Consider the following 24,315-nt stretch of genomic DNA (forward strand, 5'->3'; position numbering starts at 1 on the left):
ATACTGCATATTTATGTAGCATAGCGAAACCTGATTATCGTGAATAAAACTCCGGCTTAGTGTGACATTGCCGCTTTAATATTGGTCAGATCAGTTTTCATTTGCTGTACACCGCCTGCGGCCAGATAGGATGCGCTGCTCAGATAAATAATGTGACCTTCTTTCCATGCTTTAGACTGACGTACCAGATCATTATTCAGTACAGCCTGAGCGGTTTTACCTTCTTCGCCGATGGCAGCAGTACGGTCAATAACGAATAACCAGTCCGGATTGATTTTCTGTACGTATTCGAAAGAGACAGACTGACCGTGGGGAGAAGCCGGAATGCTGGTATCTGCAGCCGGTACGCCAACCTGAGTATGAATCCAGCCAAAGCGAGAGGAGGAACCAAATGCTGAAAGTTTGCCGGCATTAACCATCAGAATCAGACCAGTGCCTTTTCCTTTGGCTGCCTGCTGAGTTTCATTAAGCAGATTCTGGATATCATCATGCAATTTTTTCGCTTCTGCTTCTTTCTTAAACAGCTTACCGTAGCTATCAAGCATTTTCATGCCATCGCCAATTAAATCCTGTCCGCTGTCAGACATATCGATAGTGGGAGCAAGAGCCGCGAGTTCATCATATTTCGGAGCGGTACGACCGGCGATAATAATAAGCTGTGGTTTCAGCGCATTAAGTGCTTCCATATCCGGTTCAAATAGAGTACCGATATTGTTTACCGTTTCCAGAGTTTGCTGCAGATACGGTACCAGCACTTTTTTCGGGGCACCGATAACCGGCACTTTCAATGCCTGTAAATCATCCAGTGTAGCCATATCAAATACCACAACTTTAGACGGATTCTCCGGTACGGTTATTTCTCCGCGGGCAGTATTTATTGTCACTGTTGGTCCGTTAACAGCAGTTGCGGCAGCAGACGAAGCATTACTGGCAGTGTGATTCTCATTGGTTTTTTCACCACAGGCAGAAAGCAGAGACAAAGTTAAAACAGACAAAGCAAGAGGTTTCCAGCAAGATTTAATCATTTTTCAGTATTTCCTATCATTATCGTTTGCATTAATTATACCGCCTGAACAAGGCTAAAGTTAATTTTCTTGAGCAGGTATCTATTTATCAATAAATCTGTGTCGTGTTTCATGATAACTATCTTCATTTTCTCCCTGACGCCAGTAGGGGACGGCATAATGGCGCTGAGGCGGTAATTGCCACTGTGTACGCAGCAATTCACGCAGTGGTTTAACCAGTGCTGCTTCACCGGCAACCCAGGCAAAGTCATCATCATTCAACGGGGCAAAACTGCTTATATGTTCTACTACAGCAGGAATCTGGCTCAAATCACCAAAAAAGGTATGCAGATGCATTTTTTCAGGTAACGGGAATGATGCTGGCAGATCTTCTGCCTGCGGTAATAACAGCACAACGTCACCGCTCGCATCTGCGGCAATATCTGCCAGCAGAGATTCAATTGCCGGAAGAGCTGTAATATCACCGGCAAATAAATAGCGTGATGCTGTTTTCAGCATCGGATTCGGTCCGCCGGGGGAAGAGATTCCAAGAATATCTCCAGCCTGAGCATGCTCGGCAAAAGATGAAGCGGGTCCGGTGTCTCCGTGTTTGACAAAATCGATACTTACCGTACACGACTGTGCATCATAATTGCGAATGGTATAGGTACGCACAATCGGTTTATTATCCGGCTCAGCCCAGTTAAAACCATGACCGGAAAACTGGGGTAATTGTGGTGTTATCTGACCATCCGGTGCCAGAAATATTTTGATATGGGCACCATTGTACTGATGCGGATAATCGGTCAGCTCCGGACTATGCAAAACCAGCCGGCGTAAATTTGGGCTTAGATCGATAATATCTTGAACACGTGTCAGATAAGCCTGAAGTGGTGAACGTTTATTCATTTTATTGCCTGATTACTGGATAAAATAATGCCTGCTGCAGACTTTTGCCAAACAGGCTACCATGATTTTCCTGCGGATAATGCTCATATCTGATAGTTAAATCAGTTTTTTGCTCTAATTCGTTAATGAGTTTGTTAATCAGACCGGCATATTTGGCTGTATGCTCATTGCGTATGCGGATACGTGCTGCCGCCTGAGGATTTTTCGGTAATTTACCGGCTTTGAGTTTGCTGCTTAAAACCCACAGACTGCTGCCAGAAAAAGCCACCTGACGTTTAAGCATGGTTTCAGCTTCCTGCTGTAACAGATCGCCGTGTAACCAGACGGACGGATCGGCAGCAATATAGTGCTGAAAAAGATTAGGCTGAGTAAATAAAGTATGCATAACCATCAGCCCGCCGTATGAATGCCCCCACAGAGTTTGTGCATTGGGATTAATCCGAACCTGTTGATTTACTGCCGGCATAATTTCATTCTGAATTAAATCCAGAAACATATCAGCTCCGCCGTTTATTCTGGTTGAATCAAGAGGATCGGTATTGTCATTGTCCGGCGCAATGGTGTAATCGTAGGCGCGTGCCTGCGCATCAAAGCGTTTATCTGTGGCATAGCCAATCAGTACCAGCACTGGAGGTTGAGGCTGTGCAGACAGTGCCCGCATATTTTCCGGCGTCAGAAAATCCAGTGCAGCATTTCCGTCCAGAATATAGAAAGCAGGAAAACCTCCTGCAGGAGCTTTACGGTCGGGAGCTGCTATATAAACCCGGTAATGACGCTGTCCGTCTGCAGAAGTAAACGCAAGCGTATTAAACAGATAGTCGCTGTCTAATTGCTTTAATGCAGTAAAATTAGCTGGTTCATTCAGATTAGGCTGAGCTTTGGCTGTGTTGTGCAAGATTAAGGCCGTAAAAAACAATAAAAGAAAAATAATAATCTGGCGCATATTTAATCTTTCCGTCAGTTGATTGGTGTTACAGAACATATGGAGACAACAGGACGGGTGTGCGGTAAGATTTTGTTGCTGCATGGTAAAATTAATCGAATACCAGTTAAAATATTGCCGGATCAAGTGGTTTGGTTAAAGTACAGTTAGATTGAAAAACTTATGTTTGTTTACCTAATAAAGTTGCTCATTATGTGTAAACAATAATCATTACTATTTATGATAGTAACTGAAATTGATGAATAAGTCACGGTGAAAAATAATTTGCTTATAAAAAAACAGGCTGCCCGAATGGCAGCCTGTTTGCAGAAAGCATCAGAAAGAAACTTTCATACTGCCCCATACTGCTCTGCCGCGTTCATTGTATGTATACGCAGTGCCGCGCAGTGTGGAGGCGTAGATACGTTTATTGAATATATTTGACATTCCGGCTCTGATATTAATATTTTTATTTACAGCGTAACCGGTGGAAATACCCCAGATACCATAACTGCCGATTTCTTCTCCGCTCAAACCGGTAGTTCCTTTTCCTCCGTTACCGATACCTGCCTCAACAGGATTTACCGGTACTGTGCGCGGTTTCTGGCGGCCATAATAAGTATAGGTAAGTAATGTGTCCCATTTTTCAGCAGGATTCCAGGCCAGAGACGAATTAATCGTATATTTAGGGATGACAGATAAAGGATTGCCGGTTTCCTTATTTTTGGAATTAAACATATAAGTAAAATTGTTTACCCATTTCCATTTGCTTGAAAACGGCAGGGTTAAATTGCCTTCCAGTCCTTCTACAAGCGCTTTGCGGGTATTGGTCCATTGAAAATAATCATATCCGCCTGAGTGTGAATTCGTATCAGTACTATCTGTGAATATAATCTGCCGGCCAGCTTCAATCTTATTTTTGTAATCATTGCGGAAATAAGCCAGAGAAGCCAGATAACCATTTTTATTAAATTCAAAACCCAATTCTTTATTAATACTGGTTTCTGGTTTGAGATTACTGTTACCTATCAGATAGCAGCCACGGCCGCCTCCGGAAGAGGTGGCACAACCATTGCCTTTGCTGTACAGCATATAACTGTCTGTACTCTGGTACAGATTCGGAACTTTGTAGGCACGTGCTATTCCGCCTTTAATCAGCCAGTTCGGATGAAGCTGCCATGACAGATTAACAGCGGGGCTGACATTACCGCCCGTTTTATTATTGTGATCATAGCGCAGCATTGGTACCAGTTTTAAATAGTCGGTCAGGCTGATATTGTCTTCCACATAGCCGGCCCAGCTGCTTAGTGACGGTGTGTGGTTAGCCGGAGCCGGATAAACTGCCCCGGGAAGAGGTATACGGCGCAGACCATCCGGATCATCCAGTTGATCGTGCTGATATTCTGCACCCATAGTCAGCACGTGGGACACACCTAATGTAAACGGAAAGTGTATTTCACCCGTCAGACGTTTTGTTGTCAGTGTACTGTCTTTATAAGTAATATCTTTGCTGCCCAAATCCTGACACAAGCCTTCAGGACCACCTGACAGCGCTTCAGAGCAGTGGCTGTTGGTAGTTTTATCGTATTGTGCTACCAGCTTGCTGTCGCCCCAGTCCCATATACCTTCATGAGTCAGTGCAAAACTCTGGCGGTATACTCGGCGGGTTTCCTTACCATATAAACTTTGGGTGTAATCAGTCTGTACATTATTGGGACCATCACCGTTATAACGATTGCCCTGCCGGCTGTAGGTAGTATCCAGTGTCAGAGTTTGTGCCGAAGAAAGGCGCCATGCCAGCCGTCCGCCAATATCTTTATTAATCAGACCTTCCTGTCCGGCAGCCAGCGATTTGCTGCCTTTATCATTCGAACGCTGATTAATAAATGGTGAATCTGCATCAGTACTATTCAGATTGCCATATATCCGAAAACCGAGTACATCCTTAATAACCGGACCGGACAAATCAAAGCCGATACGATGTGTATCTCCTTCTTCTTTATCTGCCGGCAAATTCATAAACGCATTGATAGAACCGTGAAACTCATTACTGACTTTTTTTGTCACAATGTTCACTACACCGCCAGCTGCACCAGAACCATAGCGTGCGGCAGCCGGTCCACGAATAACTTCAATTGATTGAATTTCTGCTGCCGGTACCCAATTGCTGTCGCCAATGGTGTCACGCTCACCGCGCCAGCTCATGCGTGCACTGTTGCGCGAAGTAACCGGCCGGCCGTCAATCAGTATTAAGGTATTTTCCGGACCCATTCCGCGAATATCAATCTGGCGTTTATTGCCATGCTGACCGGAAGCAGTATTACCAGTCAGATTAACGCCGGGCATCGTACGCACCAGCTCAGAAATATCATTAACCGGAGTTTTGCGTTCAATATCCTGACTATCAAGTTTAGAAACGCCAAGAGACTGTTTAACCTGCTGTTCGGCGGTGACGTAAATATCGTCCAGCTTTGCTGAATTATCCTGAGCATAAACAGTATTGCCGGTAAAAAGAATGAATGGAATCAATGCCAGTTTAAAAGAAGGAAAAGGGTGATCAGGCATACTATTGAGCTACGAAAAGAGAAAAATTGATAAATCTGCGAATAATAATGAATACTATTATTATTTTCAACTAAAACCATACTGATTAAACAAAAAATACAAATTCATACTTAATCGGTATAATTATTATCTATACTTACATAATTCAGTTTAATGTGACAAAATTTGACACATTTGCTAAAAATTAATTAAGTAAAAAGCGATATATGTATATTTACAATGTAAATAATTGATTTAAAGTTAATTTTTAAATTAAGAAATTGTATATTTCAAGCTGGTGATACTGCAACGTAAGCAATTCCGTTAAGCTTTTATTTATTGAAATACTCATTTAAAGTATACAAAAAATGAAATTAAAACAGCAAATAATCAGTATGATGCAAAAAATAACTTTTTATATTTATCAATATTTCTTTCTATTGTTATTAATTGTAATCGGGTTGCCTGTATATGCCGAAGATTCTGTTTCAGATACCTTTAATATTACCGGGCAAGCAAAGATATTGCCGGTTACTCAAACCTGTGCCGGTAATCCATGGCCAGATATTGTCTGGGTGCATGTACATGATAATGAAGAAACTGCACGGCAGGCTGCATTATTGACTTTAAACCAGATTAAGCAGGGATGTTTAGTGGACTTTCGCCATGATGGCAGCCGTGAAATCAGTATACAGACAGCAGAAGTAAGCTATCGATTTGATCCGAATAGAATTTTTACGGAGCCTGGACGAAACAATGCACTAAAATGTCGGCGCGGTAACTGTGCCGGTGCAAGGGAAGAGTTAGGTCAGGAAGTCCGCAGTTTTCTGGATCAGTATCTGATTCATGCTAAATTAATTGTTGCTCTGCATAACAATCATCCGGGAGGATTATCTATACGAAACTATGTACCTGGCGGTTCAATGGCGCAGGCTATGAGTCAGGTCGCGGTCAGCCCTGATAAAGATCCTCATGATTTTTTCTATGTGACCAGCCGGCAGGCGTTTGATTTTTTGTCCGGCCGGAATTTCAATGTGGTTTTACAGAATAATCAGGATGTTCATGATGATGGCTCATTGTCAGTATGGGCTGCCCGGCAGCAGATTGATTATATTAATGTTGAAGGCGGGACAGGAAATTTAATCAGCCAGATGGCTATGCTTGCAGCTGTACGGGCATATATGCTGCAGTATTATCTTTGATAAATCAAATTATTAAACCTGTAACTATAAAATATATCGATAATTGTTATGAGATAAGAGGGTAATTAATGAGTTGGAAATATCAGGAAAATTTTATTAATACTTTTTATTTATAACTTTAAGTATTATTAATAATCAATTGATTATAATTTTATAGGTGGCTTAATATTTAATGTCTGAGTATGGTTAATACAGCATTCGTTCAATTTATATTTAGTTTATACTGGAATATCTCAAAACTGGCACGGAATATGCTTATATCTAATTGAAGTCAGCAGATGCAATATTTATCAAATTATTGTTATCCGCCGCTGATAGAAATTAATTGAAGTTGTTTAGTTGTTTTAACTCTTACACAGGAGCTAATAATGAAATCCTTACAAAAAGGTTTTACCCTGATTGAGCTGATGATCGTAATCGCGATTATCGGTATTCTGGCAGCAATTGCTGTACCTCAGTACCAGAACTACATTGCACGTTCACAGGTAACTCGTGTGATGGCTGAAGCAGGTGCTTTGAAAACTACTGTAGAAACCTGTATTCTGGACGGACGTACAGATTTAGGTAATACTGCTGGTAAATGTCAATTGGGTGCTACTGGTTCTAATCTAATGGCAAACACAACACCGAATGCTGGTGATGCAACGCCAGCAACAGGTACTGGTGTTCCTCAAGTTACTATGCCAACAGCTGATAACGGAACAGCTACAATAAAAGCAGAATTTGGTAATAATGCCGCAACTACATTAAAAGGTAAAACATTGACTTGGTCACGTGATAACAACGGAACTTGGACTTGTTCAACCGATGTGGATGCTAAATATGCACCTTCTTCTTGCCCTGTTGGTTCAGGTACTGGTGGCGGTCAACCTTAATAAATTATTTTTAATAATTTAATAAAAAGGACGGTTTACCGTCCTTTTTAATTTATAAATTCAATAGAATTAATTTTTTTATGATAAATAAATATTTATTTTATGTTGTATAGCACAGTGTATTATTAATGAAATCCTTAAATTATAATTTGACTGTATTTTAAATCACATTACACAGTTTATTAGCTCAATTCAACTAATATATAATTTAAGGCTTTGTTGGATATAGTTAATAAAATTGCTGCTTATCAAAGTATATCTTTGATATTTTGATTATTAAGCTTGAATAGTAATATAATTTAATTATTAATTTACTATTTATTGTTGTATTGAGGATTTTACCAAAGAAATTTTTGTATTGATCTCTTATATAAGATATGGTTGATTAAATAATCAGATTTTCAAGTTTAAAAATATTTAAATTATTTTTTCAAATAATATTAATTTCTAGACGCACACGGTTTTTATCAAAGATTAGCCCGATTTTTACATCATTGATTAGAAGTGACTGAATTAAAACCTGAAAATTATTAACTGTTTTAGCGAAGTCAGGCTAATGATGGGGAAAATTACCATCTATCCACAAAATAATTCCTGTATTTCGCAGCCAAGAGTACGATATAAATCACCGGCGTAAGCACCTGCAACTTAATTTCAAGCATCTATATCATTGTTTGCTGTGGCTGAATCTGATGAGTTTATATAAAAATATATTCAGAAAAGTCAGTCATGTAACGACACTTCGGCATATTCAGCTTTAGCGGTAACTTCACCGGATTCAATAATTTTACGTAAAACCTGAGTATTATCATCAGCCGGAGTTAGTTCCGTCTGGTATCCATTTTAAAACCATAATAGTCAGGCGGGTTATGACTGCCTGTAATCATGATATTGCTGCCATCACAATGTTCATTAGCTGCAAAATACAGTATTGATATGGCATGACGATGTCGGTTATATCATTGCCACAGGCGGATGGTATTATAAATTATAAAGATACCAAAATGCAGATAAAAAAGTCTATTCCCTATGCGAATTTTTATTCGCAGGATCAACCAACTAGATTCTCAAAACAGTAAAAAATTTAAGGCAGTCATTATTAATAATATAAAATATATCCAGATAATATATTTTATATTAGCTTAATTATATTCTGAATTTAAATAACTACCTATAGACTTAGTTTAAATTATCAAAAAAAATCAGTTAGTAATGATATTGCAATTGCTAATTGCATATTTAGATAAATTTTCAGTTTCTTGAGGTTTAATCTGGCAGGTCCATGTGCCACCTTCTGACCGTTCTAAAGTAATAACCGTTCCATTAATTGCTGGTGCAACGTGATTACCTAATATTGCACGCAAACCCGTTACTTTATCACTTTCTGCAGTAATGTCCACGCTAGACATAATATTAGAATCGATATTATTCGTGTCTATACCAATAAATTCATAAATTTTTCCGGATCCGTTAACAGGTCTACCATTCTGAGATCTGTCCATGGTTGGTACATTACCCATTGCTATGATGGTATCTATGGCTGTAGTAGAAGCTTTAAGTTCATAATAAGCTCGGGTTAGCTGGGTTTTAGCGACATTATTCTGGTATTGCGGAACTGCTATAGCTGCTAGAATGCCAATAATAGCTATTACAACCATCAACTCAATCAAAGTAAACCCTTTTTGAATGTGTGCCCAAGATTTATATTTATATTGCATAATAAAATCATTTTATTAAATGTATAAAAGTATTTAAATTCTAGCAATATATATACCAAATTTTCATTTTAGAAAAATTTAGTAATAAAATGATATAAAAATTCCTTTATTTTGTTGGTTAATTATTTGTTTTAAAATATATATTTTGATTAGATGTTATTTTTTAATTATGTCATGTATATATAGTGCCATGCGTTCACTTGCTCCCTGATGCTGCCGGATAAAGGCTTGCGCACTGGCAGACATCTGCTTTCTTTGCTGTGAATCATCCAGCAAAGCCAGGGTTGTTGCTGCCCAGTCTTCTGCAGACTGAATTTGCCTGGCTGCGCCGGCGGCAATTGCTTTGGGCGCGGCGTCGGCAAAATTATAGGTAGAAGGACCAAACAGAGTAGGGAGTTTGCACACAATCGGTTCGATAATATTATGGCAGCCGCTGTCGACCAGACTTCCGCCTACAAAGGCAATATCGGCACATTCATAGTAGGCAAACAGTTCGCCGATACTATCACCTATCCAGACCTGAGTTTGTTCGGCGATATTCTGGTTATCACTGCGTTTTTGGGTAATAAAATTCAGTTTTTCGGCATATTCGTAAGTTGGCTCAAAGCGCTCAGTATGACGCGGAACGATAACCAGCAGGATATTGCCGGTTTTTTGTTTTGCCCATGCATCAAGCAGTAACTGAGCTTCGTCTGTGCCGTGGTAAAAGCGGGTACTGCTGCACACAACTACCGGTCTGTTGCCAATACGCTGTCTGAATGTTTGCGCCAGTTCAGCCATTTCTGCCGGCGGAGTAATATCATATTTGGTATTACCACAGACCTGAATATTGGCTGCACCGATTTGTTTAAGCCGCTGAGCATCCGCCTTAGTCTGGGCGTAACAACCAGTTAACGTGCTCAGAGCCGGCGCAACCAGTGAACGTACTCTCAGATAACCATGCAGAGACTTTTCGGATAAGCGCGCATTAGCCATAAACAGCGGAATCTGATTGTCGGCGCAGACATTAATCAGATTCGGCCAGATTTCTGTTTCCATTAATACGCCGAATACAGGCTGGTGATCGCGGATAAATTGTTTAACCCAGGATTTTTTATCATAGGGCAGATAACGGCATTGTGCTTCAGGAAAAAAATGCTGTACTGTGGCACGACCGGTAGGTGTGGTTTGCGTCATCAATAATGGTTTATCCGGAAAATGCTTTTGTAGCGCACGGATAAATTGTAATGAAGCGCGTGTTTCACCAACAGAAACCACATGCACCCAGATGCCGTGTTTTACCGGATCGGGATAAGGTTTGCCGAAACGTTCAGACCAGTTAAGCGCATATGCCGGTGCCAGCGCAGCACGCCGGCGTAAATACCTGCGTAAAAAAGGGGGTGCTATCTGCCATAAGATTTGGTATAAAAAATTCAGTAGCATAGGTATTGCTTGTAATGATCTGTTGCAGAGAATTATAAATTAAAAAAAGATTGATTATCAGGAATGATTCAGTAAGCATGAGTTGAAAAAGCAGAAGCTGTATTGTGTGGTTAGTGCCATTCTGTTATCTGCGAACTTAAGCTTCAGCCATATCCAGTGCCTGACGGATATTGACTTCAACAATACGCGAAACACCTTTTTCCTGCATGGTTACCCCTACCAGCTGCTCGGCCATTTCCATCGTCAGCCGGTTATGGGAGATATACACGAACTGAGTCTGTGCCGACATTTGCTGAACCAGATTGCAAAAACGGCTGGTATTGGCATCATCCAGCGGAGCATCTACTTCATCTAGCAGACAGAACGGAGCAGGATTAAGGCTGAACAGGGCAAAGACCAGACTCATGGCAGTTAAGGCTTTTTCTCCACCGGAAAGTAGATGAATAGTGCTGTTTTTCTTGCCCGGCGGGCGCGCCATAATGGATACGCCGGCGCTGAGTAAATCAGCGCCCACCATATCCAGTCTGGCCTCACCACCACCAAATAAAGTAGGAAAGTAGCTTTGTACTTTTTCGTTTACCGCATCAAAAGTAGTTTTAAAGCGGGTTTTGGTTTCTTCATCAATTGTACTGATGGCTTCTTCCAGTAACGCAATAGCTGCCTGTACATCCGCTGTTTGTGTCTGATAATACTCAGCGCGCTCATGTGCTTCTTCCAGCTCCTGTAATGCCGCCAGATTAACCGCACCCAGTGCATTGATTTTCTGTGCCAGTACCGCAATTTCCTGATTTAATTCCGGTACAGCCTGTTGTGACTGATTAAACAGCTCTGCTAATGCCTCCAGATCAGCCTTATTCTGTTGCAGGGTTTCGTGAAAACGTCTGGCATTCAGCAAGGCTTCCTGTTGCTGTAGCAAGGCAGTCTGAGTATCGGCCTGTAACTGCGGAAGCTGGCTGTTGAGATTGTGCTGCTGTTGCTGTATGTGCTGTAATTGCTGCTGGAGCTGTTCAAGCACTTGCTGTGTAGTTGTACACTGTTCAGTAGCTGCATCGATTTGGGTATTCAGTTCTTCAGTTTGCAGGGTTTGTTCGTCTTCCATTTCCTGCTCGGCAATACCGAGCGCAAGCTCGCTCTGACGTTCCTGCCAGCGTTCCGTTTCGCGTGCAATACGCTGCTGTTCCTGTGTGGCAGTCTGAATCCGCTGTTGCAGGCGTACTATAGCCATTTCTACCAAACCCTGCTGCCGTCGCGCTTCCAGCAATGCTAGCTGGCTCTGTTTCAAAGTTTGCTGCTGGTTTTGCTGGCTGGCAGTATGATTTTGTAATTGCGGACGCAATTGTTCTACCGCGAGTGTAAGATTTTCAGTATCAGCCTGCGTTTGCTGCTGCACATGCTGTTGTTGTGCCAGCTCACTGATGATTTGTGCGCTTTCCTGCTGAATATGTTCCTGCCGCAATTGCCCCTGACTGGTGCGTGCCAGTAACTCAGTAGCCTGAGCAGAGGCTGTTTGCCAGCGCTGTTGCTGCTGTTTAAGCTGTTGCTGACACTGATTCAACCGTTCTTCCGTATTCTCAAGGTTGCGCTGTGCCAACTGCATGGTTTCTGCAGCCTGCTGCAAAGGTTGTTCCAGTGCTAGCAGTGCCTGTTGCTGTTCGCGCAATTGCTGCTGCTGTTGCAGCAGACCGGTGCCATTATCTTCAGCATACAATGTCACACTGATGGCATCAATGCAGTGGCCTTCAGGAGTAATAATAAGCTGTTGTGCCTGTAAATCAGCCTGCCCGAGCAAAGCCTCTTCCAGTGTTTCTGCACAAAATACCTGTCCGAGCCAGTATTGAATGGCTTCGGAAAATGGAGCCTGAACTTCTATATGCTGTAAAAGGGCATTTGTTGCCCATTTTTGCCGGTTGGTTTCAGCTGTCTGATTGACCCAGACGGTTGTGTGTTCTGGCAGAGTATCTCCAGGTTGCAGCTGTTCGGTATACTGTGCCTGTAGTCTGTGTCCGAGAACAACGGTTGTCGCATGCTGCCATTTTTGGGCAACCTGCAAATGTTGCCATAATAAAGGAATATTACTATCGGTTTCGTTTTCTGTACTGCTGCGTTCAGCTTGCGGAAGCATGGCTGTTAACGCTTCTACCTGCGCGCTAAGAGTAAGCTGCTGTTTGTCCAGTTGCCGGTATTGCTGCTGAGCCAGAAGCAGCGCTTCCCGTGCGCTTTCACGCTGCTGTTCATATTGCAGCAGGTTCTCTTCCAGCGTAGTTACAATCTGTTCCAGCTCTGCTGCTGTCTCACGGGCGGTTTCCAGCTCTCCGTTTTGCGGTAAGGCCAGTTGCGTCAGCTCTTCTTCCAGACGCTGCCGGCGCTGCTGCAATTGAGCAATGGCCGCTGTCGCATGCTGGTGCTGCTGCTGTCTGATGGCCAGTTCACGTTCCAGACGTGCCAGCTCATTTTGCTGGTTCTGACGAGTGCGCTCGCCCTGATGAGCCAGTTCTTCCAGTTCCGGCATGCGCGCTTCATGTTCCGCGGCCTGTAAAGCCCATTCTTCACGCTGTAATTGCTGTTCTTCCAGCTCTGAACTGGCCGATTCCAGTTGCTGCTGTTGCTGAATATTTTCATTGTGCAGGCGTTGCAGCTCAGTTTGTGCCTGAGTCTGTTCCCGGGCAATACGCTGCTGCCAGTCGCGCCGGTGGCGAATCTGTTCTTCCAGCCGTGCCCATTGTTCGCGCAGGCCGGCACGCTGCATTTCAGCTTCGCGTACTCGCTGTTGCTGTTGCTGTTCCTGTTCGCGCAGCTGCTGTAATTGCTGTTCCAGTGTTTCCAGTTGCTGCTTCAGCGATTCCTGTGCATTGCCATGCTGCTGGTAAAGTGCTGTGGCACTGTCTGCCTGATGCAGAGCCTGCTGCCACTGGCTGTAATCAAATAAATTCTGTTTATCGGCTATCTGAGCTTTCAGCTCCTGATAGCGTTGTGCGGTATTTGCCTGTCGCCGGAGTTTTTCTACCTGACGATCCAGCTCGCTTTGTAAATCGGCCAGTCGTTGTAAATGTTCACGGGTATCGGCAAGACGATTTTCGGTTTCACGGCGGCGTTCTTTGTATTTAGACACGCCGGCGGCTTCTTCGATATGGGCACGCAGCTCTTCCGGCCGTGCTTCAATGATGCGGGAAATCATTCCCTGCTCAATAACGGCGTAACCGCGGGCACCGACGCCAGTTCCTAGAAATAAATCGGTAATATCACGGCGGCGCACAACCTGATTATTAATGAAATAAGTAGAATCGCCCTGGCGGGTCAGCTGGCGTTTTATCGCCACTTCGGCATATTGTCCCCATGCTCCCTGAAGCTGGCCGTCACTATTGTCAAATACCAGTTCGACACTGGCACGCGGTGCCGGGCGGCGGGTATTGGCACCATTAAAAATCACGTCCTGCATGCTTTCGCCGCGCAACTGCCGGGCGGAAGCTTCTCCCAGAACCCAGCGCACAGCATCAATCACATTGCTTTTGCCGCAGCCGTTTGGTCCGATTACCGCTACCAGTCTGCCCGGTACCGCAATCGTGGTGGGATCAACAAAGGATTTAAAGCCGGAAAGCTTGATATGGGTAAGACGCATAGCAACAATAAAGCCCGGGAAAAGTGCCGAAAAGCGACTATTTTAGCTTGTTTTAAGTAAAAAGACAGTTTTAGTTACTATGAATAACAGCCAGTCCTGAACGGATAACACAAACCGGAGCCGGCTTAACTGTGATTACCGGCATAACCATGCTTATCCAGCCCGTCGATAATCGCACAGTGTGGTGAAGCATCACCGCCACAGCGGTTGTACCAGTTTTCCAGAGTCTCTTTCATGCTGGATAAATCATTTATTTTCTGGTTAAGACGCTGTATGTGCTCGCCTGCTAGTGCTTTGACATCAGCACTGGTGCGTTGTGGATTGTTGCGTAATGCAAGCAGCTGGGCAATCTGTGCCAGCGAAAAATCTACTTCGCGGGCATGTCTGATAAAGCACAGTGTGGCAATATCGGCTTCACTGTAATCGCGATAGCCGTTACTCTGGCGTACAGGCTGAATCAGTCCGGCAGCCTCATAATCACGAATGGTTTTACTGGATAAACCGGTTAATTTTTCTGCGGCACTGATATTCATAAGATAAAAATCTGAATTTGCATATGTAAAGCTTGACTCTATCACAGTGTTAAGGTTTAAGCTGTACTCTATCTACTTTTTATTAAACCCGAATCCATAAGGAGACAGAAATGCAAATGGTTCAGTTTAAAATTGACGGCATGACCTGCGAAGGTTGTGCCAAAAGTGTGACATCAGCACTACAGGGCAGCCCGGGTGTGGAAACTGTGGCGGTTAATTTTGCAACCGGTATTGCCGATATTGGCTTTGACGACAGCCTTACTAACGTAGATACCCTCAAAGCCGCGGTTGAAGCTGCCGGTTTTGATGTAGTTTAATCCTCAGATATGCGGCTGGAAAACAGAAGGACAGAACCATGGAACAAACTCAGCACACTAACGGCAATACAGCCGAAACAGCGCGCTTTGCCATTGAGGGCATGGACTGTCAGGCCTGTGCCAACCGCATAGAAAAAGTATTGCGTCGGCAGCAGGGTATTATTGCTGCCGATGTTAACTTTGCCAGTGATGAATTACAAACCTGTTTTGACAGTAAGCTGCTGAGTACAGACGATATAGTTCAGATAGTGGCAAAAACCGGATTTAAAGCCACAGCCGTAACCAGCGCCAGTATAGAAGCACTGGCTAAAATGCAGAATGAGGAGCATAAAACGACAGCGATACCGTGGCGTCTGGCAGTTATCTGGATCATTGCTCTGCCTTTTGTTATCGGTATGCTGGGCATGCTGCTGGGACAGCACTGGATGCTGCCGCCATGGTGGCAGTTTGTTCTCGCTTCGATTATCCAGCTTGGTCTGGCGTGGCCGTTTTACAATAGTGCGATTAAATCCCTGCAAGGCGGTGTAGCCAATATGGATGTACTCGTGTCTCTGGGCACGGTCGCTATCTGGCTCTATTCCAGTATTATGCTGTTTAATCATCAGCATGATGCGCATCAGTTTATCTATTTCGAAGCCAGCGTGATGGTAATTGCCTTTGTTTCGCTGGGCAAATATCTGGAACAGCGGACTAAAAAGCAAAGCCTTAACAGCATGAGCATGCTGCTGCAACTGACTCCGAAAATGGTGCGCAGACAAACAGACAACGGCTGGCAGGAAGTACCGCTCAGCCAGATACAGAAAGGTGACATCCTGCAAACCAATGCCGGCAACCGCATCGCTGCCGATGGCATTGTGCACAATGGTGAAGCATGGTGTGATGAAAGCTATCTCACCGGTGAATCTAAACCATTACTGAAACAGGCTGGTGATAAAGTACTTGCCGGTGCATTACTGAGCAACGGCAGTATCACCTATCAGGCACAGACCCTTGGCAGTCAGACTCTGCTGGGTGACATGATGCAGGCACTGGCGCAGGCACAGGGCAGTAAAGCACCGATTGCACGGCTGGCTGATAAAGTATCCATGGTATTTGTGCCTGCCGTAGTTGCCATAGCCGTATTAACTTTTATTCTGAACTGGTGGTTTGGTGGTGATTTTAACGAAGCAGTGACCCGTGGCGTTGCCGTACTGGTAATTGCCTGTCCGTGTGCGCTGGGGCTGGCCACCCCGGCCGCGATGATGGTGGGTATGGGGCGCTCGGCGCGGTACGGAGTATGGTTTAAAGATGCAGCCTCACTTGAGCGTACCAGTCAGGTCACTACGGTTGTACTGGATAAAACCGGCACTCTTACTCAGGGTAAACCCCAGATTGTTGCTCAGTGGCGAAATCCCGCTTGTCAATATGATGCGCAAACCATTCTGCAACTGGCTGCTGCCGCTGAACAGCTCACCACTCATCCGCTGGCGCAAGCAGTGATTCAGGCTGCTGAACAGCAAAACCTGCCGGTACTAACCGCCAGCAATAGCCACAGCGAAATCGGGCAGGGTACACAGGCGCAAGTAGACGGTTATGGCGCGGTAAAAGTCGGCAATCCTGCATGGTGCGGTTTCAGCATACCCGGGCAATTACAGCAGCAGGAAATCTGGCAGATTGCCAGTATTGTGGTTGTCGCTATTAATAATGAAATAGCAGGTGCATTTGCCATTGCTGATGCTTTAAAAGAAGACACTGCCAGTGCAATTACACGCTTACAGCAGCAAAATATTGATATTCATATTATGAGCGGTGACCAGCGCAGTGTAGTTGAATATATTGCCAGACAACTGGGTATCAGCTATTATCAGGCAGAAATGAATCCGCGTGCCAAGGCCGAAGCGGTGAGAGCGCTGATGCAGCAAGGCAAGGTGGTAGCGATGGTCGGCGACGGTATCAACGATGCGCCGGCACTGGCCGCGGCGGATGTCAGCTTTGCCATGTATGGCGGGGCAGATGTGGCCACCAATACTGCTTCAGCTACGCTGATGCGCCATTCGGTGACTCAGGTAGCCGATGCCCTGGCTCTGGCTCACGCTACTGTACGCGTTGTTAAACAAAACCTGTTTTTTGCTTTTTTCTATAATATTCTCGGTATCCCGCTGGCTGCAATTGGCTGGCTCAGCCCGGTAATCGCCGGCGCGGCAATGGCGATGAGCTCGATTTCAGTATTGCTTAATGCTTTGCGACTGCGAAAAAGCAGGCTGGACTGAATAATAAATTTTCTGTGCAGGCAGATAAATCGCTGCCTGCATAACAATAAAAATAAAAATATCAGTTTCTTAACCCTACCAAAAAATCTGCAACTAAAGTAGTAGTCTACTTTGGCAATGTATTTTTTTATCTGTCTGATTGTAAATAATTTATCAGATGATAATCAATTGCCGGATATATGATTTAAAAGAATCATAACTTAACGAATAATCAGAAAAAAACAGCTTTTTTTCTTTTCGGATTTTCTTATTGCATGATAGATATGGGCTAAGGAGAAACTTTATTATGAATCATACGGATATATTTCTGCCAGTAAAGAATAAAGTATCTTATTCTATATTTTTGGCATCAATTGCTCAGGTGCTTAAACTGAGTATCTGGCTAATGTTGATCTGGGTCCTGTACCAATTAATGTTGGATGCCAGTGTCTTCCCAGGACTGCCCATTCTCTCTCTGCTTGTGCTGAGCATTCTTTTTTATACGCTGAGAACTTATGCCCACGATAAATCTCACTATGCGGCATTTGAACTAGAAGAAATATTACGAACCAGGCTTATCAAAAAAATCAATCAATTGCCGATTGAAACGGTTAGAAACATGGGCAGTGGGAATCTTGTTAAAACATTAATTGATGATATTAAAGAATTACATGCTTTTGTGGCTGATGCTCCGCCTTTAAAAGCTGAGGCATTCGTTACCCCATTTTTTACCTTACTCGTTTTATTTATCTTTAATTGGGTCTTTGCAAGCATTGTATTTGCAATCACTTTAGTTACTTTTCTGTTGCTGAGTTTTATCATGAAAAAAGCTAAGCTTTTAAAGGAAAGCTATAACAATGCAACTATTCAAATCAACGGTAAAATCATTGAATATATTCAGGGAATGAGTGCAGTAAGAACATTTGATGCCGGGGAGGGGGCATTCGGTCAATATAAAAAAGCGCTGGAAAATTATAGTCAGGTGGTCTTTCATTGGTTGCAATCTATGCGATTGTCTACAAAAATTGCCCGCAGCCTTTTCTCTGCTATGCCGATGAGTATCATATTAGTTGTTGGATTGAGCATAGCCCAGCTAAATGACCAAATCTCTTTTATCACGACGTTCTGTTTTTTATTGCTGGCGATCGGTATTGCAGAAAGTGTTTATCCTGTGATGAGCCTGTTTCAGATATTACAAAAGTCAAAAGCAGCAATAGAAAGGATATTTGAAGTTGAAAATCTGCCAATTTTAAAGGCTCCCACCAACCCGCTATTACCTGACAATAATGAGATTATTTTTAAAAACGTTGGGTTTTCTTACCAGAATTCTGGCACTGTTTTAACCAATATCAATATCAAAATTCCTGAAAATTCATTTACTGTTCTTATAGGTACATCTGGTTCTGGCAAGACAACGCTGGCTAATCTCATTCCTCGCTTTCTTGATATAACCTCTGGAACGATAACTTTAGGTGGCGTGAATATAAAAGATATTGAATATGCTGGACTTATGTCGAGAATTTCATTTGTTTTTCAGGATAACTTTTTATTCTCGTGTTCGATCGCAGATAACATACGCTATGGGTTAAACGGTATCTCTGACGATGACGTTATTGAAGCCGCCAAAAAAGCTGAAATTCACGACTTCATTCTGACACTTCCTGAACAGTATAACACTCTGGCAGGAGAAAGAGGGCAGCTATTATCAGGTGGTCAGAAACAGAGAATCACCATTGCCCGGGTTTTTCTGCAAAATCGACCAATCGTTATTTTAGATGAACCGACGGCTTTTTCTGATGCCCGAAATGAAGCTTTGTTGTTAAAAGCCTTTAACCGTTTAATTGATAGAAATAAAACTGTCATTATGGTAACTCACCGCTTATCGACGATTGTCAATGCCGACCAAATAATATTATTGGATAAAGGGATGATTAAAACTCATGGGACACATAATGATTTAATCGAAAATTCTAGTGACTATAAATTGTTGTGGCAAGAGTATAACAAAGCAAAAAGTTGGTCGATTCCAGTCAATAATTTGGCTGATGGAGAAAAGTGATGAAAGAGTATATTAATACACACACACGCACAACAAAATCATTGCTGACAACGTATACTGGCTTAATCAATGCGGCAGGTAAGCAAAAGAAAATATTGATCCGCAGTCTGATTTATACTGTGATTTCCTCTTGTCTGTTTGGCGTTTCGCTGGTTTTACTATATCCCTTATTTGCTGCGCTAGAAGCCAAAAATATTACTGCAACACTCACTCATTTAATTATTGTCGTTGTTCTACTGGCGGGTAGTTTTATTTTTAAGGTGCTTTGTGAACGCTATGATGCGGATGGTTATTCGACCTTAGCCGTTACCGAGTTAAGGGAAAAATTAGGCAATAAGTTACGTAATATTTCCTTAGATTATTTAAGTCAGTTTAGATCTGGCGAAATAAATCACCTTATGATGCAAAGCGTAAATGAAGCGGCAGTATTTACATTTATGCTACTCAATATCATCATTACCGGCGTGGTTATACCACTGTCAGCTGCAATTGCCTTGTTATTTTACAGTTGGCAACTTTCTTTGATGATGCTTTTGGTTTTTCCAATGGCAATTCCACTCTATCTGTGGCGCAGGAAGGCCTATCGCAGAGGTTTTAGCATTCTGGCAGAAGCCAATGCAAAATTAAAAGGTGAAGCTGTCGAGTTTGTACAAGGACTTGATGTATTAAAATCGACAGGCCAAACCGAAGAAAAGATGACAGAGTTTGTTAAGGTGACAACAGATGTAGCAAATATACTGCGCATTGGCACGAAAAAAGGGGAAAAACCTAATTTAATTATAACCATCGTGATTCAAGCTGGTTTAATCCTTATTATCTCGTTAGGTGCGTATTTGGTGAATGCTGCAACCATTTCTTACCTCTTGCTAGCCTGCGTGTTATTAATCGTTGCCCGTTCCACAGATGTATTAAACTTTTTTGTACAAATGTCATCGATGCTTGAATCATTGGTTATAGGGTATGAAAAATTGCAGGGACTGTTGAATGCACCGTCATTACCTGAAAAAAAGGCAGAGATTATGCCTGAGCACTATAATATTGAATTTGAACGAGTTAACTTTTCATACCGGGGTCAGGACAAGTACGTACTTAAGAATATATCCCTTCATATTCCGGAAAAAGCATTAACCGCTCTGGTCGGTGCCAGTGGCTGCGGTAAAACTACAATAACCAAGCTTATTCTCCGGTTTGCTGATGTAATATCAGGCAGTATGAAAATCGGTGGTATTGATATACGAGATATGTCTCAGAGGCAGTTAATGAGTCTAGTCTCTGTCGTATTTCAGGATGTTTATTTGTTTCAGGATACCATTATTAATAACATCAGAATGGCAAAATTATCCGCTAGCGACGAGGAAGTCATCGAAGTTTGTAAACAGGCAAATTGCCACGAATTTATCCAGAATTTCCGCGACGGTTATCAAACACAACTGAATGATATTGGCAAAAGTCTCTCTGGTGGGGAGAGGCAACGTATCTCTATTGCCAGAGCCATTTTGAAAAACGCGCCTATTCTTATCCTCGATGAGCCAACTGCCGCACTCGATACTCAGAATGAACTGGCAGTGCAAAAGGTGATTAATAAGCTCGTGCAAGGGAAAACAGTATTAGTTATCGCTCATCGACTTTCTACTATCATCGGAGCTAAGCAAATTATAGTAATTGATAAAGGCGAAATAGTGGAAAGTGGTACTCATCAGCAGTTATTGCAACAAAATGGGATTTATAAGGAGTTTTGGCATCTTCAGCAAAACTAACTCCATCTGCCACATTAATGTTATTGCCCATTGTGAATTAAGCAGTATAGACAGCTTAATGTGTTGCAACATTCTTAGTCGTTTACTCTGCATCTTTGAAATTGGGTAGTAAATCTTTCAGTAAATTGTTATTGTGAGGTTGGTATGCAAAAGAAGACCTTGTCTTTATCGTTTATTTGCTTGTTGATAACCGTTTTTTTAGACCAGATTGGTTTATTTCTTATCTACCCGATTATTCCCTCTTTGCTGGAATCGGTAACTCACGAGAGTGTCGCAGATAATGCGCTTATCGGTGGGTGGCTGCTAGCGACTTTTGGTATTATGCAGTTTATTTTTGCGCCAGTAATGGGGGCTATTTCCGATAAATTTGGTCGCAAGCCAATTTTAATTATTTGCTTCACGGCATTCACCCTCGATTATTTTTTATATGCGATTAGCCAAAATCTGAATCTTTTATTTCTAGCCCGAATTATCGCTGGTATTGCCGGCTCTTCCGTCATTGTTTCTTTGGCAAGTGTCGCGGATATGAGCGATGAAAAAAGTAAAATGCAGAATTATGGGTTTATTTTTGGTGTAATGAGTTTGGGCTTAGTTATCGGACCGGCTATCTCAGCAGTTGTTGTTCAGCCAGGGATAAGAGTTCCTTTTTATGTTGCCGCCATTTTTAGCTTGCTGGGGTTACTGTGTGTTATTTTCTTATTTAAGGAGACGCTGCCTAAAGACAAGAGAAGAGCATTCAAAGTTGATAATCCGTTCTCTTCGGTAGCCTATTTTCTTAAGTATAAAGGTTTATTTCATCTGTTTACTGTGCAAATTATTTTTATGTTTGCGACGCAGTTCTCTATTACTCTGTGGCCGTTTTTTACAAAATATCGTTTTACATGGAATGATAGTCAAATTGCAACCTCTTTTGTTATCCTTGGGGTCGGTGGCTTATTTGCCCAAACAGTTTTGCTTAAGCTGGTCCGCTATGTACTAAGCGATCGTCAGATTCCTCTGTTAGGTTTCATTTTATTTGCGCTGGGGTTGATATGTATTGCTCTTTCCAATAGTATTTTAGCGATATATATGGCGATGATGATTTATAGTTTTTCAAGCATCAGTAACTCCTCCATGGTAAGTATTTTTTCGTCGCAGGTTGCTGATTCTGAGCAAGGGCAGCTAATGGGGGCATTATCGTCTATTACCAGTTTTTGGGCTGTATTAGGGCCAGTTTGTGCTACCAGTATGTATTACTTTACGGTTAATCAACCCTTACCAAATAGCGATGGTTACCCATTTATTTTTTCTGCAATCCTAGTATTGATATGCTTAATCCCGCTCTCTAAAGGATTAAAAATAGCAACCGCTGGACATAATTAATCTTTGTCACGTTGAGGTTTGTATTAAAATGTCCCATAAAGAGATCAAAAACATCCCCAAACAGATTCAGGAATTATTTTTTACTTTATATTACACCAGGTATATTGGCTCTGGATTTTTGGCTGGTGGTTTGTTTTTAATTTTACGCAATAAAGGTATTGCGCTGGATAAATTAAGCCTTATTCCACTCATGTTTTTGCCACTTAGCTTTAGAGTGTTATGGGCGCCGTTTATTGATAAATATTTAAAAACATCTTCAGGCCATTATCGGAACTGGCTGTTGATTGCGCAATTTTTGATGATATTGGGTTTATTTGCGATTGCTTTTATTGATCCGGTTAATAATTATTTATTAGTTTTGTTGGCCATTTTATTTTTTTCATTTATTATCCTCACGCAAGATTTGGCGTTGGCAAACTTAGCCAGCAACATTTTTGAAGAGCATGAGAGAGGTCTTATTGTTAGTATAGAAGTTAACGCTTTAATGTACGGCAATATTATCGGCGGGGCCGTTGAGTTATTGCTATATTCTTATACACGCTGGAGTGTCTGTATGATTTGTCTCTCTGCACTTTTGGCACTTTCATTTAATTGGAGGCAATTATGGTTTTTTAATGAGTATAAGTTTAGTAAAAACAGTCGTATTTCTGAGACTACTGACAAAAATTATTGGAAGAATATTGTTTCAGTCTGGAAGGGAAAGAAAAGCTGGTGCGCTTTGCTGGTTATTATCCCTTTTGTCATTTCACCCTTTTATAGTCTGATGCCTCTAGCGCTGCTTGATAGCGGCTGGTCGTTAGCTAATACTGCCATTTTGCTAAAATTATTCGGTACGATGATTATGGTGATGACTATTTACGTTGGTATTCGTCAGCTTAGAAAATTGACCCGGAAACAAAGCTTTTCATTTTCTATTATATTTCATGCTTGCTGTTTATTGTCATTTATCCCTATCTCGCTTGGTTATAATAATGCCTTGCTAGTTTATCTTTCATTTTTCCCGTACTTTGTTAGTATGCAGTTTGTTCGTACTTCCCTATCTACCATTATTGTGGATAATGCTGCCAGTAGCGTCGCACCGACTACAGCCGCCAATGCTCAGATAGCAATTTTTGGGGTCTTTGATGCAATCGTTACATCCTTAAGTTTTTATTTTGCTCAAAAGTGGGGATATTTTGTCATAATCACTGGTTCTGTTGTGATCGCTTTTTTTGCCGCATTTTTGGCAACCAGAGTCGTCCAGAATCAGTCCGATTAGCATTAACGCTATAGCTATTAAAACATTAAGTAACACGATGACATTCAATCAACAAAATTTTTCTATCAAAAAAATTATTTGAACCGTCCGTTACTTATTTGCAGCAATAAATTATTTAGCGTATTAGGAAATTTACTGAGCAAAAAGATGTGGCTAACTCTTATAACAAAAAAGAAGAGTCAGATAATATCTTTTCGATTTTAATCGTTCCTGAAACGCCCGCAAGTATCGAATCTTATATTGATAATGTAAAAAATACTATCATTCCTATTTGGTCTCATTGAGCAAACCCAACGTATCCAGGGCATATGACCAGCCCCATGCCATCGTTAATTCCAGAAATGGGTCGATTAATCCTGACATTAAATCAAATTATAGTTTAGCTGGAAACCTGCAGAGGGTTAACACTGCCAGAGCATCAGTTGCTTGAATTATTGCATAAGGCAGTATTTAACTATAATGATGAATTTTAAGCGGATGTTAATCAGGATTTTAGTATAACACCGAGGATTTTTACTAATAGCCAGTTTGATTGCAATGCTTAATTTTTTAAGACTAAACTTATTTATGCAAGCTGGAAATTATTTCT

Annotated in this window: 17 protein-coding genes; 8 read left to right on the forward strand and 9 right to left on the reverse strand. The window is 42.1% G+C overall.

Annotated features, from left to right (window positions below; genetic code table 11):
• Positions 1–56: 56 nt before the first annotated feature.
• The 4 genes from H3T84_RS01695 to H3T84_RS01710 all read right to left on the reverse strand — a co-directional run bounded on the left by H3T84_RS01695 (position 57) and on the right by H3T84_RS01710 (position 5,400).
• Positions 57–1,025: a siderophore ABC transporter substrate-binding protein gene (locus H3T84_RS01695; protein ID WP_198217419.1), complete on the reverse strand. Its 969-nt coding sequence runs from the start codon at positions 1,023–1,025 to the stop codon at positions 57–59.
• Between the two features lie 81 nt (positions 1,026–1,106).
• A complete protein-coding gene (locus tag H3T84_RS01700; protein ID WP_198217421.1) occupies positions 1,107–1,913 on the reverse strand; it encodes a siderophore-interacting protein in 807 nt (268 codons plus the stop codon).
• A 1-nt stretch (position 1,914) separates the two neighbouring features.
• Complete coding sequence (locus H3T84_RS01705; protein ID WP_198217423.1) at positions 1,915–2,856, reverse strand: alpha/beta hydrolase; 942 nt, start codon at positions 2,854–2,856, stop codon at positions 1,915–1,917.
• 315 nt (positions 2,857–3,171) lie between these two features.
• The gene (locus H3T84_RS01710; RefSeq protein ID WP_198217431.1) at positions 3,172–5,400 is read right to left on the reverse strand and encodes a FepA family TonB-dependent siderophore receptor; all 2,229 of its coding nucleotides are present in this window, start codon (positions 5,398–5,400) and stop codon (positions 3,172–3,174) included.
• Between the two features lie 374 nt (positions 5,401–5,774).
• Between H3T84_RS01710 and H3T84_RS01715 the strand changes: the two genes are divergently transcribed.
• Complete coding sequence (locus H3T84_RS01715) at positions 5,775–6,581, forward strand: hypothetical protein (protein WP_198217433.1); 807 nt, start codon at positions 5,775–5,777, stop codon at positions 6,579–6,581.
• Between the two features lie 368 nt (positions 6,582–6,949).
• Entirely contained in the window at positions 6,950–7,456 is a 507-nt protein-coding gene (locus H3T84_RS01720) for a pilin (RefSeq protein ID WP_198217435.1), read from the forward strand.
• Positions 7,457–8,277: 821 nt separating this feature from the next.
• On the opposite strand, the gene H3T84_RS01725 is transcribed toward H3T84_RS01720, so the two are convergent.
• The 5 genes from H3T84_RS01725 to H3T84_RS01745 all read right to left on the reverse strand — a co-directional run bounded on the left by H3T84_RS01725 (position 8,278) and on the right by H3T84_RS01745 (position 14,745).
• On the reverse strand, positions 8,278–8,394 hold the full coding sequence (locus H3T84_RS01725) for a hypothetical protein (RefSeq protein ID WP_198217763.1): 117 nt from the start codon (positions 8,392–8,394) through the stop codon (positions 8,278–8,280).
• A 264-nt stretch (positions 8,395–8,658) separates the two neighbouring features.
• The gene (locus H3T84_RS12065; RefSeq protein WP_198217437.1) at positions 8,659–9,174 is read right to left on the reverse strand and encodes a prepilin-type N-terminal cleavage/methylation domain-containing protein; all 516 of its coding nucleotides are present in this window, start codon (positions 9,172–9,174) and stop codon (positions 8,659–8,661) included.
• A gap of 156 nt (positions 9,175–9,330) precedes the next feature.
• On the reverse strand, positions 9,331–10,596 hold the full coding sequence (waaA, locus tag H3T84_RS01735) for a lipid IV(A) 3-deoxy-D-manno-octulosonic acid transferase (RefSeq protein ID WP_198217439.1): 1,266 nt from the start codon (positions 10,594–10,596) through the stop codon (positions 9,331–9,333).
• A 136-nt stretch (positions 10,597–10,732) separates the two neighbouring features.
• Positions 10,733–14,212 (reverse strand): chromosome segregation protein SMC, encoded by a 3,480-nt coding sequence (smc, locus tag H3T84_RS01740; protein WP_198217446.1) that lies wholly within the window; start codon positions 14,210–14,212, stop codon positions 10,733–10,735.
• Positions 14,213–14,337: 125 nt separating this feature from the next.
• Complete coding sequence (locus H3T84_RS01745) at positions 14,338–14,745, reverse strand: MerR family DNA-binding protein (RefSeq protein WP_025331111.1); 408 nt, start codon at positions 14,743–14,745, stop codon at positions 14,338–14,340.
• Between the two features lie 110 nt (positions 14,746–14,855).
• Between H3T84_RS01745 and H3T84_RS01750 the strand changes: the two genes are divergently transcribed.
• The 6 genes from H3T84_RS01750 to H3T84_RS01775 all read left to right on the forward strand — a co-directional run bounded on the left by H3T84_RS01750 (position 14,856) and on the right by H3T84_RS01775 (position 23,726).
• The gene (locus H3T84_RS01750; protein WP_025331110.1) at positions 14,856–15,062 is read left to right on the forward strand and encodes a heavy-metal-associated domain-containing protein; all 207 of its coding nucleotides are present in this window, start codon (positions 14,856–14,858) and stop codon (positions 15,060–15,062) included.
• Positions 15,063–15,100: 38 nt separating this feature from the next.
• Positions 15,101–17,311, forward strand: a complete 2,211-nt coding sequence (locus tag H3T84_RS01755) for a cation-translocating P-type ATPase (RefSeq protein ID WP_198217452.1) — start codon at positions 15,101–15,103, stop codon at positions 17,309–17,311.
• 286 nt (positions 17,312–17,597) lie between these two features.
• Positions 17,598–19,349, forward strand: coding sequence for an ABC transporter ATP-binding protein (locus H3T84_RS01760; protein ID WP_198217454.1), 1,752 nt, complete (start codon positions 17,598–17,600; stop codon positions 19,347–19,349).
• On the forward strand, positions 19,349–21,106 hold the full coding sequence (locus H3T84_RS01765) for an ABC transporter ATP-binding protein (protein WP_198217456.1): 1,758 nt from the start codon (positions 19,349–19,351) through the stop codon (positions 21,104–21,106). Before H3T84_RS01760 ends, H3T84_RS01765 begins: the two co-directional genes overlap by 1 nt.
• Before the next feature lie 144 nt (positions 21,107–21,250).
• Positions 21,251–22,468: an MFS transporter gene (locus H3T84_RS01770; RefSeq protein WP_198217458.1), complete on the forward strand. Its 1,218-nt coding sequence runs from the start codon at positions 21,251–21,253 to the stop codon at positions 22,466–22,468.
• A gap of 28 nt (positions 22,469–22,496) precedes the next feature.
• Positions 22,497–23,726: an MFS transporter gene (locus H3T84_RS01775; protein WP_100125860.1), complete on the forward strand. Its 1,230-nt coding sequence runs from the start codon at positions 22,497–22,499 to the stop codon at positions 23,724–23,726.
• Positions 23,727–24,315: the final 589 nt, after the last annotated feature.

Source organism: Snodgrassella sp. M0110, assembly GCF_016101465.1.
Lineage (GTDB): Bacteria > Pseudomonadota > Gammaproteobacteria > Burkholderiales > Neisseriaceae > Snodgrassella > Snodgrassella alvi.

Coding starts and splice junctions, on each gene's coding strand:
- H3T84_RS01695 (WP_198217419.1), bottom strand. CDS start 1,025: ATGATTAAATCTTGCTGGAAACCTCTTGCTTTGTCTGTTTTAACTTTG.
- H3T84_RS01700 (WP_198217421.1), bottom strand. CDS start 1,913: ATGAATAAACGTTCACCACTTCAGGCTTATCTGACACGTGTTCAAGAT.
- H3T84_RS01705 (WP_198217423.1), bottom strand. CDS start 2,856: ATGCGCCAGATTATTATTTTTCTTTTATTGTTTTTTACGGCCTTAATC.
- H3T84_RS01710 (WP_198217431.1), bottom strand. CDS start 5,400: ATGCCTGATCACCCTTTTCCTTCTTTTAAACTGGCATTGATTCCATTC.
- H3T84_RS01715 (WP_198217433.1), top strand. CDS start 5,775: ATGATGCAAAAAATAACTTTTTATATTTATCAATATTTCTTTCTATTG.
- H3T84_RS01720 (WP_198217435.1), top strand. CDS start 6,950: ATGAAATCCTTACAAAAAGGTTTTACCCTGATTGAGCTGATGATCGTA.
- H3T84_RS12065 (WP_198217437.1), bottom strand. CDS start 9,174: ATGCAATATAAATATAAATCTTGGGCACACATTCAAAAAGGGTTTACT.
- waaA (WP_198217439.1), bottom strand. CDS start 10,596: ATGCTACTGAATTTTTTATACCAAATCTTATGGCAGATAGCACCCCCT.
- smc (WP_198217446.1), bottom strand. CDS start 14,212: ATGCGTCTTACCCATATCAAGCTTTCCGGCTTTAAATCCTTTGTTGAT.
- H3T84_RS01745 (WP_025331111.1), bottom strand. CDS start 14,745: ATGAATATCAGTGCCGCAGAAAAATTAACCGGTTTATCCAGTAAAACC.
- H3T84_RS01750 (WP_025331110.1), top strand. CDS start 14,856: ATGCAAATGGTTCAGTTTAAAATTGACGGCATGACCTGCGAAGGTTGT.
- H3T84_RS01755 (WP_198217452.1), top strand. CDS start 15,101: ATGGAACAAACTCAGCACACTAACGGCAATACAGCCGAAACAGCGCGC.
- H3T84_RS01760 (WP_198217454.1), top strand. CDS start 17,598: ATGAATCATACGGATATATTTCTGCCAGTAAAGAATAAAGTATCTTAT.
- H3T84_RS01765 (WP_198217456.1), top strand. CDS start 19,349: ATGAAAGAGTATATTAATACACACACACGCACAACAAAATCATTGCTG.
- H3T84_RS01770 (WP_198217458.1), top strand. CDS start 21,251: ATGCAAAAGAAGACCTTGTCTTTATCGTTTATTTGCTTGTTGATAACC.
- H3T84_RS01775 (WP_100125860.1), top strand. CDS start 22,497: ATGTCCCATAAAGAGATCAAAAACATCCCCAAACAGATTCAGGAATTA.